Raw genomic sequence first — 16,383 nt, 5'->3', positions numbered from 1 at the left:
CCTAGAGTATAATTAATTCTAAAATTTTTTTCCTTAATGGTTGATACGATCCGTTGTTCCAGTCCATTGACTCATACCTGGAATAACATTCCATACGTTAGAAAATCCGTTCTCAGCTAGTTTCTGAGCAGCAAGATCACTACGGCTACCTGTACGGCATACAATATAGATGGCTTGATCTTGGTTTAATTCATTCATACGAGCTTCTAACTCACCAAGTGGAATAGAGATCGCATTCGGAATATGGTTAAATGCATATTCTGCCGTTTCTCTTACATCTAAAACCATCATGTTTTCATTTGCTTCAAGCTTCGACTGTAATTCTTCGTTTGTCACTACGTTTGGATGTTTTCTTTCGATCGTTTCATCGCTTGATGACTTTCTTAGATAGTGCTTTAAGACATTTCCTTCTTCCAAAGTACCTAGATATTGATGTCCTGTACTTTCAGCCCATGCTTTAATATCTGCTTTTGATCCCTTATCTGTTGCTTGGACTTCCAATACTTGCCCTGCTTCTAATCCAGTCATTGCTTTTTTCGTTTTAACAATCGGCATTGGACATGCTAGTCCCTTTGCATCAAGAGTAACGTTTGCTTTTAAGTTATCCATAAGTTACCTCCATTACTTTTATACCATACAGGGTATATTTTATTTTAAAATTTTTTATTCTGTTTTACCTTCCCAAGAAAGCATACCACCAGTCATATTAATGACGTTGTATCCATAGCTTTCAAGAAATTGTGAAGCACTACCACTTCTACCACCAGAACGACAAACCATGATATATTCCTTTGATTTATCTAACTCATGCATGCGGAACTCAATAAGTCCTAATGGAATATTTACTGCCCCAGGAATTTTCCCAGCCGCTACCTCATCTACTTCACGCACATCGATAATGTCTATTGCTGTTCCTTCGTTTAATAGTGTTTCTACTTCTTTTGCGGTCATTGCTTTCATTGTTGATTCCTCCTATATCTTATGACCAGACGCTCATGCCGCCTTGGCAAAATCCCTTATCTTTTATTAAATAAATAGATTCACATTCCCATCTTCTGCATCCGCCAAATAAGCAGCTACACCCGCATATTCGACATTTTCAAGAAGCTCTTCTTCTTTAAGACCTAACAGATCCATTGTCATCGTACATGCCACTAATTTTACGTCTTGTTCTTGTGCCATTTCGATTAACTGAGGTAGGGACATCGCGTTGTGTTTTTTCATAACACCTTTAATCATTTTTGGTCCCATTCCTGCAAAGTGCATTTTAGATAATCCCATCTTATCTGCGCCTCTTGGCATCATTTTTTCAAACATCTTTTCCATAAATCCTTTTTTCACCATCATGTTTTCCTCTTTACGTAAAGCATTTAAGCCCCAAAACGTATGAAAAATGGTTACTTCATGATCATAAGCTGCTGCACCATTTGCGATAATATAAGCAGCCATCGCTTTATCGTAATCTCCACTAAATAACACAATTGTAGTTTTTTTCTTTTCTGACATTATCCTGTTACCTCCTAGATTTTCTATATAATTTATTTACATATACCTATATGGGTATATTATAATTTAAAAAAATATAAGTTGTTTTAAATCTCCAACTTACCCCTATGGGTATAATATAAATGAATGTCTCCATGGTGTCAATCCTTTTTTATCTACTTTTTACAAGCAAATTAACCGCTTCTTTAATCAGATCTTCTGCATTTGATTCTTCATTTTCATTAGCTTTTTGTACACAGTCAACTAAATTTGAACCTACAATTACACCTATTGTACGATCAACAGCCGTTCGAACAGCTGATAATTGTGTAATTACTTCTTTACAGTCCTTATTTTCATCCATCATTCGTAAAATCCCTCTAAGCTGTCCTTCTATACGCTTTACTCTATTTTGAATTTGAGTATTGTATTCCATATCCTTGCCTCCTTTTAACAAAGATTTTTTATATTTAGTTGATCCTCTTTCAATAGTTTTGATTGATGACCAGCAAGGGTATATCCAATTACTTGAAATCCTTTCCTACGTAAAAGACGAATACCCACATTTCTTTCTAGATTGTTTGAAGCAATAATATATAGTTTACGATTGGGTATGTCCGTGCTAAATCTATTAAGATAAGCAACAGGTATATTTACTGAACCCGGTATAGAGAATTTACTCGATTGATTATAATCTCTTAAATCAATAATAGTGGATTTTGTTTCGATCTCTTCTCTCGGAATATAAACTACAGAGTAAACCGGAAAATACCTTTCAAATAACACATATCCAATCACTAACAGTAGAATGGTTACAAAAGCAATCTGAAATACCTCCTTAGGTGTTTGTCGATATGTACATATTATACCCCATTGGGTATAAAGTCAATCAGGGAATTTTTACCACATGAAAAACGCACGACTCCTGTATTTGAGTCATGCGTTTATTAACCTATTTCTTTTTAATCCAAAACTTAATGAGCTTATCATCTTGCTCCGTTTTTAGAATGGTGTGACCAGCATTTTTTGACCAAGCAGGTAAATCATTTAATGCTCCTTTATCTGTTACATGAAGCTCTAGCACCTGGCCACTTACTAATACCTCTATTCCTTTTTTTAGCTTTACGATAGGCATGGGACACGTTAAACCACTAACATCTACCAATGAATCCACCTGTAAGTCTTTGGAACGTTCTTCGATAACTGTTTCTCCAAGATCGTTCGTTTTTGTTTCAACTTGTTTAGCTATGTTGCTTCCAAATACGGAAGAATAGGTCTTCCAGCCACCATCCACATTCTTTACATTGAATCCGTTATTTTTTAGAATTCGGCTTGCTAAATACCCTCTTAACCCTACCTGACAGCTTACATATATGGTTTGATCTTTAGGAATTTCATCTAATTTATTTCTGAGTTCATTTAGCGAAATATTAATTGAACCTTCAATAAAACCAATTTCACGTTCCATTGGTTCGCGAACGTCAATTAGTAAGCCACCTCCAGAAACGATTTGGTCTACTTCATGCCACTGAATATGTTCTAATTCATCCTCCATAAGATTTGTTGCTACATAACCTGCCATATTGACTGGATCTTTAGCAGAGGAATACGGTGGAGCGTATGACAGTTCTAAGTTTGTTAAGTCTTCAACCGTTAGTCCACCTTTAATCGCTGTAGCAATAACGTCCATTCGTTTATCAACCCCATCTGCTCCAACCGCTTGTGCACCAAAGATTTTTCCTGTTTCCTTGTCAAAAATCAACTTTAGAGACATGGGTACAGCTCCTGGATAGTAGCCAGCATGTGAGCTTGGGTGAAGATGAACCACTTCGTAAGATACCCCTAGTTGTTTTAGTGTTTTTTCATTGTTCCCAGTAGCGGCAACCGTTAAATCAAATACCTTTGCAATAGAAGTACCCATCGTTCCTTGGTATTTCTCTTTTTTCCCCATGATATTATTAGCAGCGATCCGCCCTTGACGGTTTGCAGGACCAGCAAGTGGAATCATTGCCTTTGTACCGCTAATATAATCGACTACCTCTACTGCATCTCCCACTGCGTAAATATCCTCAATTGACGTTTGAAGATACTCATTCACCATAATACCTCCACGCTGTCCTATTTCAAGACCAGCTGATTTGGCCAACTCATTTTCAGGAATGACACCGATAGACAGAATGGTCATATCTGTAGAAATTTCCAAACCATCTGAGAGGATGATGTTCTTTCCTTGATCTTCAAACGCTTTTACCCCATTTTCTAGAATAAGTTGAACTCCTTTTTCTTTTAAATGAGCATGTAAAATACTCGCCATTTCAAAATCGATTGGTGCCAGAATTTGATTAGCCATTTCAATTAGTGTTACTTCAATTCCTCGATCTACTAGGTTTTCTGCCATTTCGATACCAATAAAGCCACCACCTATAACAACCGCCTTTTTAGGTTGTACGGTATCTACATAGTTTTTTATTTTATCCGTATCTGGAATATTTCTTAAAGTAAATAAAGTCTCATTTTCCTTTATTCCTGGAATCGGTGGCACGATGGGTCTAGCCCCAGGAGATAATAATAACTTATCAAAGGACTCTTCATAAACTTCCCCATTTTGAAGATTCTTTATGGTCACCCGTTTGTTATCCGGATCAATGCTCACTACTTCACTTAAGTTACGAATATCGAGCTTAAAGCGTTCTGACATACCCTCGACAGTTTGTACTAACAACTTGCTTCTATCCTTGATCGTTTCCCCGATATAATAAGGTAATCCACAGTTTGCAAATGAAATATGCTCCCCACGTTCGAAAAGAACGATTTCTACATCTTCACTAATTCTTCTTAATCTTGCTGCTGCCGTTGCTCCCCCAGCTACTCCGCCTACGATAACCACTTTCTGTGTCATATCTATTCCTCCAACAAAGAATTTTTATATATGAAAAACTAACTTTATAACTAGGTTTCAGGCAATACCATATACCTATATGGGTATTATAGTATATAAAAAAATAAAGTAAACCCCTTTGGGTATGAGTTCACTCTTTCTTCACAATTACTCCCTGTTAGGCACCTATCCAATATATGAGCATATGATAAGTTGAAAAATTACCCTAGGGGGTGGATTCTTGCATGCACTATTTCTATAATAATTATCCCTTTTCTCATACTTATCTAAGAAATACTTTTGATGTCAGTTTAATAACCGATATTCAAAAAGCGATCAACGGGGAATATGGAGCCATTGAATGTTATGAACAATTATCTAGAATGGCCAAATCTCAGGTTGAAAAAGATCAGATTCTTGAAATACGTCAGGATGAGATACGTCACTTTGAGGAGTTCAGTAGAATATATAGAGAGCTAACGGGCAGACAACCGGTTGCTGAAAACATTGAAAAGTGTCCTGACCAGTATCAAGAGGGTGTAGAGTTTGCTTTTAGAGATGAACAAGAAACCGTAGACTTTTACCTAGACATTGCAGATAAGTCACAAAATCCTGTTATTAAAGAGACCTTTCGTCGCGCTGCTGCTGATGAGCAAAATCATGCCGTATGGTTTTTATACTTTCTATTAAATAAACAAATGATTCCAACCGCTAGTCGCCAGCCTACTAATTACGGAGCTAAAGGTGCATTAAATGCTACCAGTTTAACCCTACCCCAGATGCTAACCTTCGCACTTCAAGATGAACACTTGGCTCAATCTAGGTATAAAAATGTACTCCAAACTTTTGGAGACATTCGTACATTTGCACAAATCAAAGAAGCAGAATTAAGACATATCTATGCACTATTACCTCTTTTTGAAAAATATCAAGTCACAATTCCAGAAGATATATCACAATCGTTCGTCAAAACACCGGGAAGTGTAAAGGCCGCTTTTGCCGCTAGTGTAGAAGCAGAAGTTGACAATATAGCTATGTATGAAAAGTTCCTAGCATATGAACTTCCAAATGATATTAGTATGGTGTTCACTCAATTACGAAATGCATCCAAAAATCATCTTGCGGCATTTGAAAGAGGGCTTGAAAGAAATAGGTAAAAATCTTCAGGACAAAAAAAGTCGGAAACAAATCCGACTTTCTTTTTCTTCCATTATCTTTGTAATGATAATATCTCAATGATGGTTTTCATCACAGCGTCATCTTGATTGGAACGTGTGATAAAATTAGCCGCGTCTTTTAATTCTTGAACAGCATTTCTTACAGCAAAGCTATAGGTAGCTCGAGTCATTAGTTCTAAATCATTATAGCCATCGCCGAATGCCATCGTTTCTTCTGGCGTCACATTCAATAAGCGCTGTAAGTGTTCAACCGTAGTACCTTTATGAACATTCACATTGGCAATGTCGATCCATGCTGCTTCAGATGCGACAATATAGGCTGACTCAAAAAATGGTGATAGTTTTTCTCTTGTTTCCATACATCTTAACAAGGGATCATGAATCGTGATCTTAACAAAATCCTCTGTTAGTTCATTAAAATCAGATACTTGTTTTACATGCGCATAGGATCTTCTGACAATAGCCGATTCCCCTTGAGGAATGTTATCTTTTATTACCGCACCATTTCTCGTACAAGCAATAATCGTATGTTCTGTACTAATTTCCTCCAGTAAACGAATAATTGCCAAACCTAATTTATTACTTAACAGAGATTCATAAACAAATTCTCCATTATGCTTAATTCGAGTTGCACTATCACCTAGAATCCACAAATCTTCGGTATCCACACCAAATAACTCTTCTACACGTTCACATTGCTTACCAGTAACGGGAGCAAATACTACTCCTTTTTCTTTCATGATCTTCTTTACATCCTGGTACAGTTCTCTATTAAAATCACCACTATTATTTAAGAACGTTCCATCCATATCAGTTAACACTAATTTAATCATTATGGTTCCCCCATTATTTCTACTTCGTGACTTATTAAACTTCTTTAATAAGTGATGTGAATAATATATCATATGAGATCTTATAGAGAGTATAAAAATGAGATAAACAGTTATTAATAATGATGAATGATAAACGTTACAACCATGTAACACAGCGTTACATAGTAAGAATGAAAAATATGCAAAAAAAGACACAACCCTTTAAAGGATTGTGCCTTACTAGACAAGTTTTACTCAACCGTTACTGATTTGGCAAGGTTTCTTGGCTTATCTACGTCACACTCACGGTGTAGTGCTGCATAGTAAGCGATCAGCTGGGTTGGAATAACAGAGACTAAAGGTGTTAAAATTTCGTGTACTTCTGGAATAACAAATCGATCTTCTTCCATTTCTAAACCTTTCATGGAAATGATACATGGGTTTGCTCCACGAGCTACTACCTCTTTCACATTTCCGCGAATGCTTAGGTTCACACTTTCTTGAGTTGCTAGAGCGATGATTGGAGTACCATCTTCAATTAAAGCAATCGTTCCATGCTTTAATTCTCCACCTGCAAAGCCCTCCGCTTGAATATAAGAGATTTCTTTCAGCTTTAGTGAAGCTTCAAGAACTACATAAAAGTCGATTCCACGGCCAATAAAGAACGCATTTCTAGTGGTTGATAAATACTCACGTGCAATGGCTTCAAACTCATCTTTAGAATCACATAGTACCTCGATGGCATTTGCTACGATTCCTAGCTCATGAATTAAATCAAAGTTCACTTCAAGTCCACGTTTTTTCGCTATTACTTCTGATAAGATAGACAGAACCGCAATTTGTGCCGTGTATGCTTTCGTAGATGCCACCGCAATTTCAGGACCAGCATGTAGCAGAAGTGTATAATCGGCTTCACGTGATAATGTTGAACCCGGCACATTCGTTACCGTTAACGTCTTATAACCAAGCTTTTTCACATGAACTAACACCTGACGGCTATCTGCGGTCTCTCCACTTTGAGAAATAAAGATAAATAATGGATTTGCTGATAATAATGGTGTGTTATAAGCAAACTCACTTGCAATATGAACCTCAACTGGAATATGAGCAATCTTTTCAATTAATTGCTTCCCAACAAGTCCTGCGTGATAAGAAGTTCCCGCCGCAATGATGTACACTCGATCAGACTGATCCACTGCATCCACAATGTCTTGGTCAATCACAAGCTGACCTGATTCATTTTGGTACTGTTGAATAATTTTACGAATAACAGCTGGCTGCTCATCAATTTCCTTCAACATGTAGTGAGGGTAGGTGCCTTTTTCAATATCACTTGCATCAAGCTCTGCTGTATAAGGTGCACGAGTAATGGTTTCACCTTCAAGGTTTTGAATGGTTACTTCATCTTTCGTAACAATGACTACTTCTTTATCCATTAGTTCTACATATTGATTGGTCACTTGAAGCATCGCCATTGCGTCACTAGCCACTACATTGAACCCGTCTCCAAGACCAACTAAAAGAGGACTTTTGTTTTTCGCAACAAAAATCGTCTCATTGTTTTGAGAGTCAAGCAAGGCAAGGGCATATGAACCCTTCAAAAGTTTCAATGTTTTACGGAATGCAGCTTCTACTTCAAGGCCTTCACTCACGAATAAATCGATTAATTGAACGATAACTTCTGTATCTGTGTCACTCTCAAAGTGAACATTTTGTAGATACTCTTTCTTCAACAAGTCATAGTTCTCAATAACTCCATTATGAACAAGTGTTAAACGAGTCGTAGAACTTTGATGTGGATGGGCATTCACTTTGCTTGGCACCCCGTGTGTTGCCCAGCGAGTGTGACCAATACCTGTATTTGCCATTACACCTAAGTCGACAATTTCACGTAAGTCTGCAATACGACCCTTTTCCTTAAACACGTGAACGCCTGTATCATTCATTACTGCAATACCAGCAGAATCATAACCTCTATATTCAAGCTTTTCTAGCCCTTTTAATAAAATTTCCTTTGAGTCATTATTACCGATATATCCAACGATTCCACACATAAGTGTAATTCCTCCTAATTTACGGAGGCAAGTTGCTAACGAGGGCAGACTTGCCCCCTAGTCTCTGTGATATTTATTGTTAGCATTTATTGATTTAAGCATTCTTTTTCCCTTTGTCCATCGGGTTACCCCAATGATTTTTAGAAAAAGCATACGATTGTGCTTAACAATCGGGAGGCATCCGCCGAAAAATCGATAAACCTCCTCCTCGTCAACTAGCCGCTCTTCGTCCATTAGCTAGTTCAGGCGCTTTAAGTTTTTATATTTTTTACCTCTATCCTCCTTCCGACTTCTTTACAAAATCAGGATAATCATACAATATGGATAGGCCTTCGTCAACAAAAATCTATGTGACATAAAGTATCCCATATATAAAAAATATGCATGAGGGGTTGTAAACGTTCCCCACATGCATATTTCTAGGTGATATTATAGTCCCATTTCTTCCTGAACAACTGCTGCTATACGGCTTACGTAAGACTCACAAAGCTCCTCTGTTGGTGCTTCTGCCATGACTCTTACAAGTGGTTCTGTACCTGAAGGTCGAACAAGAATACGTCCGTTACCGTTCATTTCGGTCTCTACCTCTGAAATAATAGCACTTACCTTTTCATTGTCTGTAACATGGTACTTATCCGTTACGCGAATGTTCACCAGCTTTTGAGGGAATTTTTTCATTTCTCCTGCAAGTTCCGAAAGTGGCTTCTTCGTGATCTTCATGATATTTGCTAACTGGAGGCCAGTAAGCAATCCATCTCCGGTTGTGTTGTAGTCTAGGAAAATGATGTGTCCTGACTGTTCACCACCTAAGTTGTAGCCTGTCTTTTTCATTTCTTCCACAACATAACGGTCACCTACTGCGGTTTGAACACTTTCAACTCCGTGACCTTCCAAGCCCTTATAGAAACCAAGATTACTCATTACAGTCGAAACCACTGTATTGTGCTTGAGTCTTCCTTGCTCCTTCATGAACTTAGCACAAATATACATAATCTGATCTCCGTCAACGATATCTCCATTTTCATCGATGGCAATTAATCGATCTCCATCACCATCAAAAGAGAGGCCCACATCTGCACCTTTTTCTTTAACAAAAGCTGAAAGTGCCTCAGGGTGTGTCGAACCAACACCATCATTGATATTTAGTCCATTAGGAGACGCTCCCATTGTTGAAAGATCAGCATCTAGGTCAGCAAATAAGTGTGTAGCTAGTGAAGAAGTAGCGCCGTGAGCACAATCTAGAGCAATATGTATTCCCGTAAAATCTTCATCAACCGTTTGTTTTAAGTATTGAAGATATTTTTGTCCACCTTCAAAATAATCATTAACTTGTCCTAAATCTGAACCGACTGGTCTAGGCAGTTCATCTTTTTCAAGATCCATTAAACCTTCAATCTCCAGTTCTTGCTCATCAGAAAGCTTAAAGCCATCTGGTCCAAAGAATTTAATTCCGTTATCAGCTACCGGGTTATGAGAAGCTGATATCATAACTCCAGCTTGTGCTCCAAGTGCTTTCGTTAAGTATGCCACTCCAGGTGTTGAAATCACGCCTAAGCGCATGACCTCTGCACCAATAGATAAAAGGCCTGCAACAAGAGCCCCCTCTAGCATATGTCCTGAAATACGAGTATCACGTCCAATGATCACCTTCGGACGGTCTTTATCTTTTGTTAAAACATACCCACCAAAACGTCCTAGTTTGAATGCTAATTCTGGTGTTAACTCACTGTTTGCTACTCCTCGCACCCCATCAGTACCGAAATATTTACCCATTAAAAGATCTCTCCTTAATAATTGTTGTGCATCTATGCTTCACGTTCTGTAATCGAAATTTTTGCTGTCTTTTGGTTGATCGTCCAACTAATATTTGTTGGACCAGTGACGTTTAGATCTACAGTATGTTCTCCTTCACCTAAACCAGCTAAATTAAGGATGACGCTAAAGTCACTTTCTTTTAAGGAGCCTATTATATTGCTCTCCCCTGTTGCGGTAATTGAAACTGTCCCATCAAGCGGTTCATTGTATGACATATCAAAGTCGGCTGCCAATCCATTTGCTTTAATCGGAATATTTGAAAAGGTAATATCCTCTTCCCGACTGACCTTAACGGTGACTTCAACAGTTTCCGGATCCACACTAACTATGCCTTCAGATATAATGACCGGCAGAGTCAGAGTCGTATCATCATTTATGGAACTAACATCTACCTCCACACGTACAGATTCTGTCTTGTTTAATATATCCGCATTAGCAAGTATGGTTGCTTGGGATTGAGCTAAGTCAATGGATTCAATAGTTACCCCACTGGGGGGAGTTCCTCTTTCAACTATTTTAATAGGAACTTCTTTACTAGACGCCTTTACTGGTATGGTCACCTCAACTGTATCTGATTCAAGTATGACATCCAGTTTATTTAGGTCTTGATCCAAGACTAAAATTTTCGCTTCCTTCGTTACAGTATCCTCGATCTTTCCTTCTAAATCTATCGTTGCTTTTACATAAGTGATTTTTTCGATCACATCTTTTGCGCCGGTAATTTTCACTTTGTTAGGCTTAACAATCGCCTGCTCAGCGGAATAACCATCTGCAACAAGACTTGAATTATACTCGGGCTCCACCTTGAATTCTTGAGTTACCTTCTCTTGTATAGATACATCAGCATAATTCGGTTCAATTTCCACCGTTAGTCTGTCGGACACATCTCTAATTTCAATTGGTACGCGTTGTGTACCGATCTCTGCCTCTGATAAATCCACATACACTTCATATGATCGAGAGGTCTTTGCTTGCTGCAAGAGATTTTTAGGTCCACTTAACTTGATGGTTACAGTACTAGGAACCCCACTTACGACAAGGTTTTCCGTATCATAATAACTTTTCACGGGAACGTCTGTGATTGTTTCAGTTTCTTGATCCTGTGGCACATTAATCGATAAATCTTCTCCGTCATACACGTATACGAAAAGCAAGAAGGCTAATAGCAAGGCAACAACCCTAATAAACCATCGATTATCAATTAGTTTATCAATTAGATTATCCATTCTTTTTTCCCCTCCAATTCCATCGAGGTGTGGAGGTTTGCTTCGGTTTTATTGGAGTAATAAATTCATTGGCTAACATTTGCTTAAACTGTTCAAGCTTTAAGTCACGGTGAAGTTCTCCATTTTTAGTAAGTGAGATGGACCCGGTTTCTTCAGAGACAATAACGGTTACACTATCTGTCACTTCACTAATTCCTAGAGCCGCTCTGTGCCTTGTTCCTAGTTCCTTAGAAATAAAAGGACTCTCAGATAACGGTAGATAACAGGCAGCTGCTGCAACCATATTCTTTTGAATAATAACTGCACCATCATGAAGCGGTGTATTTGGTATAAATATATTAATTAATAGCTCTGAGGAGATTTTCGCTTGTAAGCCAATTCCAGTCTCTATGTAATCTCCCATACCGGTTTCTCTTTCAATTGACATTAACGCACCGATTCTACGCTTTGCCATATAATCAGTTGCTTTTGTAATCGCTTCTACCATTTTTTCCTGTTCTTCCTCTTCCTGTCCACCTGTTCGAGAGAAGAACCGCCCTCGACCTAGCTGTTCAAGTGCTCTTCTAAGCTCTGGCTGAAAGATAATAATAATCCCAAGAACTCCCCAAAGCAATACTTGTTCCATCATCCAATTCAGTGTTTTTAGGCTAAACCAATCACTAATCACTGTCACCATTAATATAACAAATATCCCTTTAAGCAGTTGGACTGCCTTCGTACCTTTAATAACCATGATCAGCTTATAGATCACGTACCAAACTAGGAGAATGTCAATGGTAATGGATAAGTATTTCAAAACATCGAAATCCGCAATCGACATTGTACTTCCTCCAAATATATTTTTCAAAGCATTAAGCTAATAATTTTGTTTAACTTTTTTATTATAACATAAAATTGAAATGACAAATAATTTGCTCTTATTATAAGAAAAAATTAGTCACTCCTATACGAGCGACTAATTTATCAATCCTTATCTTGAAAAACGCTAACAAGCTCTTTGCTTGTCTTTTTTATATGATACCAAATCCATTCAAACACTTCATTTACTTCTTTAATCTCACCCGTAACATGTCCTGCAGAGGCCAAATAATTTTCTCCGTTAATTTGCCCGTTAATGACAGTTACATCACCTTCAACCTTTCCCTCAATTTGAAGGGCGCCGTTTCTAACAGTTATATCCCCTTTAACTACTTCACCCTCAGGAACAATAACGGTATTATTATGAACCACTAAATTTGGTTGCTTTGTTACTGAAAACTCTTGATCTTTATTCCAAGTTGAAAGAACACTACCTGTCATTAAAATGATAAAAAGTGATGCTGCGGTCAATAAAGGATGCTGTCGGAACCATCGATTGACACCCACCCTTCTTTTTTCTTTAGGTAGTCGAGCCATTACATTTTCAGTAAAATTACTAGGTGCCTGTATATGAGAAGTGCTCTGCACTAAGGCAATTGCCTTCTCTAATTCATGAAAATAACTTTGACATTTTGGGCAGGTCTGTAAATGCTTTTTTAGTAGCTGTTCATCTTGATCTTCAATTTCTTCATCTAGATATTCATGCATATACAAGACAATGTTATCTGGACACTTCACTGATTTTCACCTCTCATTAAACATTTCTTAATTGGTGTCGTAATGCTTCCCTACCCCTATGTATCCTTGTTTTTACTGTGCCTAGTGGGATATCTAGTATCTCACTAATTTCATTTAATGAAAGCTCTTCAATATATTTTAGAACAATTACAGATCGATATTTTTCTGGCAACTTAGTAATTTCTCGTTGAATCGTCTCTTGTAGTTCAAGACTCTCTATTTCATCTTCAGGAAGAATCGTATCTGATGCAATTTGAGAATACATGGTCAGTCCATCTGTACCTGATACTTCTGCATCAAGGTAGTAGTCTGGCTTTTTCTTTCGAATCCGATCAATACATAGGTTTGTTGCAATTCTATATAACCAAGTTGAAAACTTTAAATCAATATTAAAGCTGGATATGTTAACATATCCTCTAATAAATGCCTCTTGTGCCATATCCTCCGCTTCATGACGATTACCAAGAATTCGAAAACAAAGTTGAAAAACTTTGTCCTTATATATCTCAACGATTTCCCCGTATGCGCTTTGGTCCCCTTTTAACACTTGCTTGATTCTTTTTTTAATCAGTGCTTCCATTCCTATACCTCCGCTCTAATGCGGCTACTCGATAATACGTATCGATACCGGAAAAGGTTTCATTACTTACAAAAAATTTTTCTCCACTACATATTTTAACAAATATTTACTGTAAATAGTTTAAAAATTTTGGCTCTGGGTATAAATGTAGAAATTAGGGAGGTTATTATATCATTACGAATAGGAGTGAATCATATGGATAAGCAATCTCTTCTTAAAGATATTGAAGCTCATCGTAGAAAAATGGTGAGCCAAGCATCTCACTCTTCATTAAGCAATGAAAAAGTAATCATACTTAGTAAAAAATTGGACAATCTATTAAATAAATACGACAGATTAATAAAAAATAGCAGCAACTCTTTATGAGAGTTACTGCTATTGTGTTATAATAATTTTTCGCCAAATAACGAACCCATCAGAGCAACAGCTACTGATGCTGTTTTATTTTTATCATCTAATATCGGATTAACTTCGACAAATTCAGCGGATGTAATAAGTTTAGATTCTGCAAGCATTTCCATGGCAAGATGGCTTTCTCTGTAGCTAATCCCACCGGTAACAGGTGTTCCTACTCCTGGAGCATCATGTGGATCTAACCCATCTAAGTCTAAAGAGAGATGTACCCCATCCGTTCTCTCTTTTAAATACTCAATCGTTTCTTCCATCACCTTTGTCATACCTAAACGATCGATTTCATGCATCGTGTATACTTTTATACCAATCTCTTTTATTAACTCTTTTTCTCCCTCATCAAGTGCTCTTGCACCTATTAGAACAATATTTTCAGGTTTAATTTTAGGTTCAAATCCTCCGACACTTGTTAACATCTTATGTCCAATACCCAGACTTACAGCCAATGGCATTCCGTGAATATTTCCAGAAGGTGAAGTTTCCGCCGTATTAAGATCCCCATGTGCGTCATACCAAATAACACCCAAACTTTTGTAATGCTTTGAAACTCCAGCTAATGTTCCAATTGCAATACTGTGGTCTCCTCCAAGGACAAGCGGAAAGGATCCTGAAGAGATTGCTTGATCAACTTCCTTTGATAGTGCCTCATTTTTTTCTGCGACAAGATGTAAGTTTCTTAGATTAGATTGCTCGTCTATCACAACCTCAGGTCTTCCAATCGGGATATCCCCTAAATCATGTACTTCATCAAAAAGGTTTCGTAATCTTTCAACAACCCCAGCATACCTAATGGCACTCGGCCCCATATCCACCCCACGTCTCATTTGACCAAGATCCATTGGCATCCCAATAATTGATAGTTTTTTCATCCTCTAACCCCCTGTCTGTTCTCCCTCCTATTTTATACATTTATATGTCTGTGACTCAACTCGACAAAATCGCGCATAAATATGCAGTCAATATCCAATTTTCAAATAACTTTACGTACAAAAAAACCTTAGGAAATATTCCTAAGGTTTCAATGAGCCATGAAGGACTCGAACCTTCGACCCTCTGATTAAAAGTCAGATGCTCTACCGACTGAGCTAATGGCTCAAGATATTAGTGTCTAGCTACAGCAACTAGGGGCTCGGGGTTATAAGGCAAAGTCTCCAGAGGTCAGCACCTCCTACAGCCTTCGCCTTATACCAGTCGCCCCTATTCAAGTTGCTTCCGCTTTTTCCGACTGGGCTAGCTGGATTCGAACCAACGCATGACGGAGTCAAAGTCCGTTGCCTTACCGCTTGGCTATAGCCCAAAAGTCAAAATAAAAAGGACATTTTTAGTTTGTCCATTTTTAGACTTACTATGTAATTTAAATGGTGGAGGGGGACGGATTCGAACCGCCGAACCCAAGGGAGCGGATTTACAGTCCGCCGCGTTTAGCCACTTCGCTACCCCTCCATTATTCGAAATGAAGCATGGTGCCGGTGAGAGGACTTGAACCCCCAACCTACTGATTACAAGTCAGTTGCTCTACCAATTGAGCTACGCCGGCTTATTAGGAAGACTACTTTTCACAGAAGTGAAAAGTAGTCTTGATGGAGGATGACGGGATCGAACCGCCGACCCCCTGCTTGTAAGGCAGGTGCTCTCCCAGCTGAGCTAATCCTCCGAAATAGAATGTTATTTTCACTTTGCGAAAAAACTTGGTTATTTTCACTTTGCGAAAAAACTTGGTTATTTTCACTTCGTGAAAAAACTTGGTGACCCCTACGGGATTCGAACCCGTGTTACCGCCGTGAAAGGGCGGTGTCTTAACCGCTTGACCAAGGGGCCGTACTAGTAATCTATAAAACAGAGAGCTTCCAACCGGATTCGAACCGGTGACCTCTTCCTTACCATGGAAGTGCTCTACCTGCTGAGCTATGGAAGCATTCCAAAGAGCTCATAAGAGGTTGTCTTATGAAAATGGCTCCACAGGCAGGACTCGAACCTGCGACCGTTCGGTTAACAGCCGAATGCTCTACCAACTGAGCTACTGTGGAACGATAAAATATTAACGCCTGGCGACGTCCTACTCTCACAGAGGGAAACCCTCAACTACCATCGGCGCTGAAAAGCTTAACTTCCGTGTTCGGTATGGGAACGGGTGTGACCTTTTCGCTATCGCCACCAGACTATTTATGCGACACTATTTATTATAATAGTTTTTCGCGTTTTTTCAAGAGAAATTTTTAAGCATTCTCTCAAAACTAGATAATGAATGAAGAAGAAAGAAATACGTTTCATCGTTGTCCAGCTACAGCGCCTAGCCGCTCGAGGTCATAAGCCAAATCCCTCCAGAAGGCAGGCCTTCTTGCGTGATT

Annotated in this window: 15 protein-coding genes, 8 tRNA genes and 1 rRNA gene; 2 read left to right on the top strand and 22 right to left on the bottom strand. The window is 38.3% G+C overall.

The annotated features are described in order from the left end of the window. Positions 1 to 33: 33 nt before the first annotated feature. The 5 genes from ACFFHF_RS01810 to ACFFHF_RS01790 all read right to left on the bottom strand — a co-directional run bounded on the left by ACFFHF_RS01810 (position 34) and on the right by ACFFHF_RS01790 (position 4,384). Positions 34 to 609: a sulfurtransferase TusA family protein gene (locus tag ACFFHF_RS01810; protein ID WP_160549521.1), complete on the bottom strand. Its 576-nt coding sequence runs from the start codon at positions 607 to 609 to the stop codon at positions 34 to 36. 54 nt (positions 610 to 663) lie between these two features. Then, positions 664 to 960 carry a rhodanese-like domain-containing protein gene (locus ACFFHF_RS01805; RefSeq protein WP_160549522.1) on the bottom strand — a complete coding sequence of 99 codons (297 nt, stop codon included), beginning with the start codon at positions 958 to 960 and terminating at the stop codon, positions 664 to 666. Between the two features lie 66 nt (positions 961 to 1,026). Beyond that, entirely contained in the window at positions 1,027 to 1,506 is a 480-nt protein-coding gene (locus tag ACFFHF_RS01800; protein ID WP_160549523.1) for a DsrE/DsrF/DrsH-like family protein, read from the bottom strand. Positions 1,507 to 1,657: 151 nt separating this feature from the next. Continuing rightward, positions 1,658 to 1,921 carry a metal-sensitive transcriptional regulator gene (locus tag ACFFHF_RS01795; RefSeq protein ID WP_160549524.1) on the bottom strand — a complete coding sequence of 88 codons (264 nt, stop codon included), beginning with the start codon at positions 1,919 to 1,921 and terminating at the stop codon, positions 1,658 to 1,660. A gap of 516 nt (positions 1,922 to 2,437) precedes the next feature. Next, the gene (locus tag ACFFHF_RS01790; RefSeq protein ID WP_160549525.1) at positions 2,438 to 4,384 is read right to left on the bottom strand and encodes a CoA-disulfide reductase; all 1,947 of its coding nucleotides are present in this window, start codon (positions 4,382 to 4,384) and stop codon (positions 2,438 to 2,440) included. A 224-nt stretch (positions 4,385 to 4,608) separates the two neighbouring features. Between ACFFHF_RS01790 and ACFFHF_RS01785 the strand changes: the two genes are divergently transcribed. Further along, complete coding sequence (locus ACFFHF_RS01785; protein WP_160549526.1) at positions 4,609 to 5,520, top strand: ferritin family protein; 912 nt, start codon at positions 4,609 to 4,611, stop codon at positions 5,518 to 5,520. 53 nt (positions 5,521 to 5,573) lie between these two features. Here ACFFHF_RS01785 and ACFFHF_RS01780 read toward each other — a convergent pair whose 3' ends face one another. The 7 genes from ACFFHF_RS01780 to sigW all read right to left on the bottom strand — a co-directional run bounded on the left by ACFFHF_RS01780 (position 5,574) and on the right by sigW (position 13,624). Continuing rightward, a complete protein-coding gene (locus tag ACFFHF_RS01780) occupies positions 5,574 to 6,374 on the bottom strand; it encodes an HAD-IIB family hydrolase (RefSeq protein WP_160549527.1) in 801 nt (266 codons plus the stop codon). Between the two features lie 230 nt (positions 6,375 to 6,604). Beyond that, entirely contained in the window at positions 6,605 to 8,407 is a 1,803-nt protein-coding gene (glmS, locus tag ACFFHF_RS01775) for a glutamine--fructose-6-phosphate transaminase (isomerizing) (protein WP_160549528.1), read from the bottom strand. A gap of 429 nt (positions 8,408 to 8,836) precedes the next feature. Further along, entirely contained in the window at positions 8,837 to 10,180 is a 1,344-nt protein-coding gene (gene glmM, locus ACFFHF_RS01770) for a phosphoglucosamine mutase (RefSeq protein WP_340901816.1), read from the bottom strand. A gap of 32 nt (positions 10,181 to 10,212) precedes the next feature. Further along, positions 10,213 to 11,448, bottom strand: a complete 1,236-nt coding sequence (locus ACFFHF_RS01765; protein WP_160549530.1) for a CdaR family protein — start codon at positions 11,446 to 11,448, stop codon at positions 10,213 to 10,215. Then, positions 11,441 to 12,268 (bottom strand): diadenylate cyclase CdaA, encoded by an 828-nt coding sequence (cdaA, locus tag ACFFHF_RS01760; protein WP_160549531.1) that lies wholly within the window; start codon positions 12,266 to 12,268, stop codon positions 11,441 to 11,443. Before cdaA ends, ACFFHF_RS01765 begins: the two co-directional genes overlap by 8 nt. Before the next feature lie 143 nt (positions 12,269 to 12,411). After that, the gene (locus ACFFHF_RS01755) at positions 12,412 to 13,044 is read right to left on the bottom strand and encodes a zf-HC2 domain-containing protein (protein ID WP_340901812.1); all 633 of its coding nucleotides are present in this window, start codon (positions 13,042 to 13,044) and stop codon (positions 12,412 to 12,414) included. Positions 13,045 to 13,060: 16 nt separating this feature from the next. Beyond that, a complete protein-coding gene (gene sigW / locus ACFFHF_RS01750) occupies positions 13,061 to 13,624 on the bottom strand; it encodes an RNA polymerase sigma factor SigW (RefSeq protein ID WP_160549887.1) in 564 nt (187 codons plus the stop codon). A 195-nt stretch (positions 13,625 to 13,819) separates the two neighbouring features. On the opposite strand from sigW, the gene ACFFHF_RS01745 reads away from it, so the two are divergent. Further along, the gene (locus ACFFHF_RS01745) at positions 13,820 to 13,990 is read left to right on the top strand and encodes an aspartyl-phosphate phosphatase Spo0E family protein (protein WP_160549888.1); all 171 of its coding nucleotides are present in this window, start codon (positions 13,820 to 13,822) and stop codon (positions 13,988 to 13,990) included. Positions 13,991 to 14,007: 17 nt separating this feature from the next. Here the strand turns inward: ACFFHF_RS01745 and rocF are convergent, their stop codons facing one another. From rocF to rrf, 10 genes are all read right to left on the bottom strand, one after another. After that, positions 14,008 to 14,904: an arginase gene (rocF, locus tag ACFFHF_RS01740; RefSeq protein ID WP_377057487.1), complete on the bottom strand. Its 897-nt coding sequence runs from the start codon at positions 14,902 to 14,904 to the stop codon at positions 14,008 to 14,010. A gap of 153 nt (positions 14,905 to 15,057) precedes the next feature. Then, a tRNA-Lys gene (locus tag ACFFHF_RS01735) sits at positions 15,058 to 15,130 on the bottom strand. 130 nt (positions 15,131 to 15,260) lie between these two features. Next, positions 15,261 to 15,332: transfer RNA gene (locus tag ACFFHF_RS01730), tRNA-Gln, on the bottom strand. Between the two features lie 62 nt (positions 15,333 to 15,394). Further along, positions 15,395 to 15,478 (bottom strand) — tRNA-Tyr (locus tag ACFFHF_RS01725). A gap of 18 nt (positions 15,479 to 15,496) precedes the next feature. Next, positions 15,497 to 15,572: transfer RNA gene (locus ACFFHF_RS01720), tRNA-Thr, on the bottom strand. Positions 15,573 to 15,616: 44 nt separating this feature from the next. Beyond that, positions 15,617 to 15,689: transfer RNA gene (locus ACFFHF_RS01715), tRNA-Val, on the bottom strand. Between the two features lie 89 nt (positions 15,690 to 15,778). Next, positions 15,779 to 15,853: transfer RNA gene (locus tag ACFFHF_RS01710), tRNA-Glu, on the bottom strand. A gap of 24 nt (positions 15,854 to 15,877) precedes the next feature. Then, positions 15,878 to 15,950: transfer RNA gene (locus tag ACFFHF_RS01705), tRNA-Thr, on the bottom strand. A 36-nt stretch (positions 15,951 to 15,986) separates the two neighbouring features. Further along, positions 15,987 to 16,062 (bottom strand) — tRNA-Asn (locus ACFFHF_RS01700). Between the two features lie 16 nt (positions 16,063 to 16,078). Then, a 5S ribosomal RNA gene (gene rrf, locus ACFFHF_RS01695) occupies positions 16,079 to 16,194 on the bottom strand. Positions 16,195 to 16,383 lie beyond the last annotated feature (189 nt).

This window comes from Robertmurraya beringensis, assembly GCF_042433785.1.
Taxonomy (GTDB): Bacteria; Bacillota; Bacilli; order Bacillales; family Cytobacillaceae; genus Robertmurraya_A; species Robertmurraya_A beringensis.
This window is presented reverse-complemented; position numbering and strand designations above follow the sequence as displayed.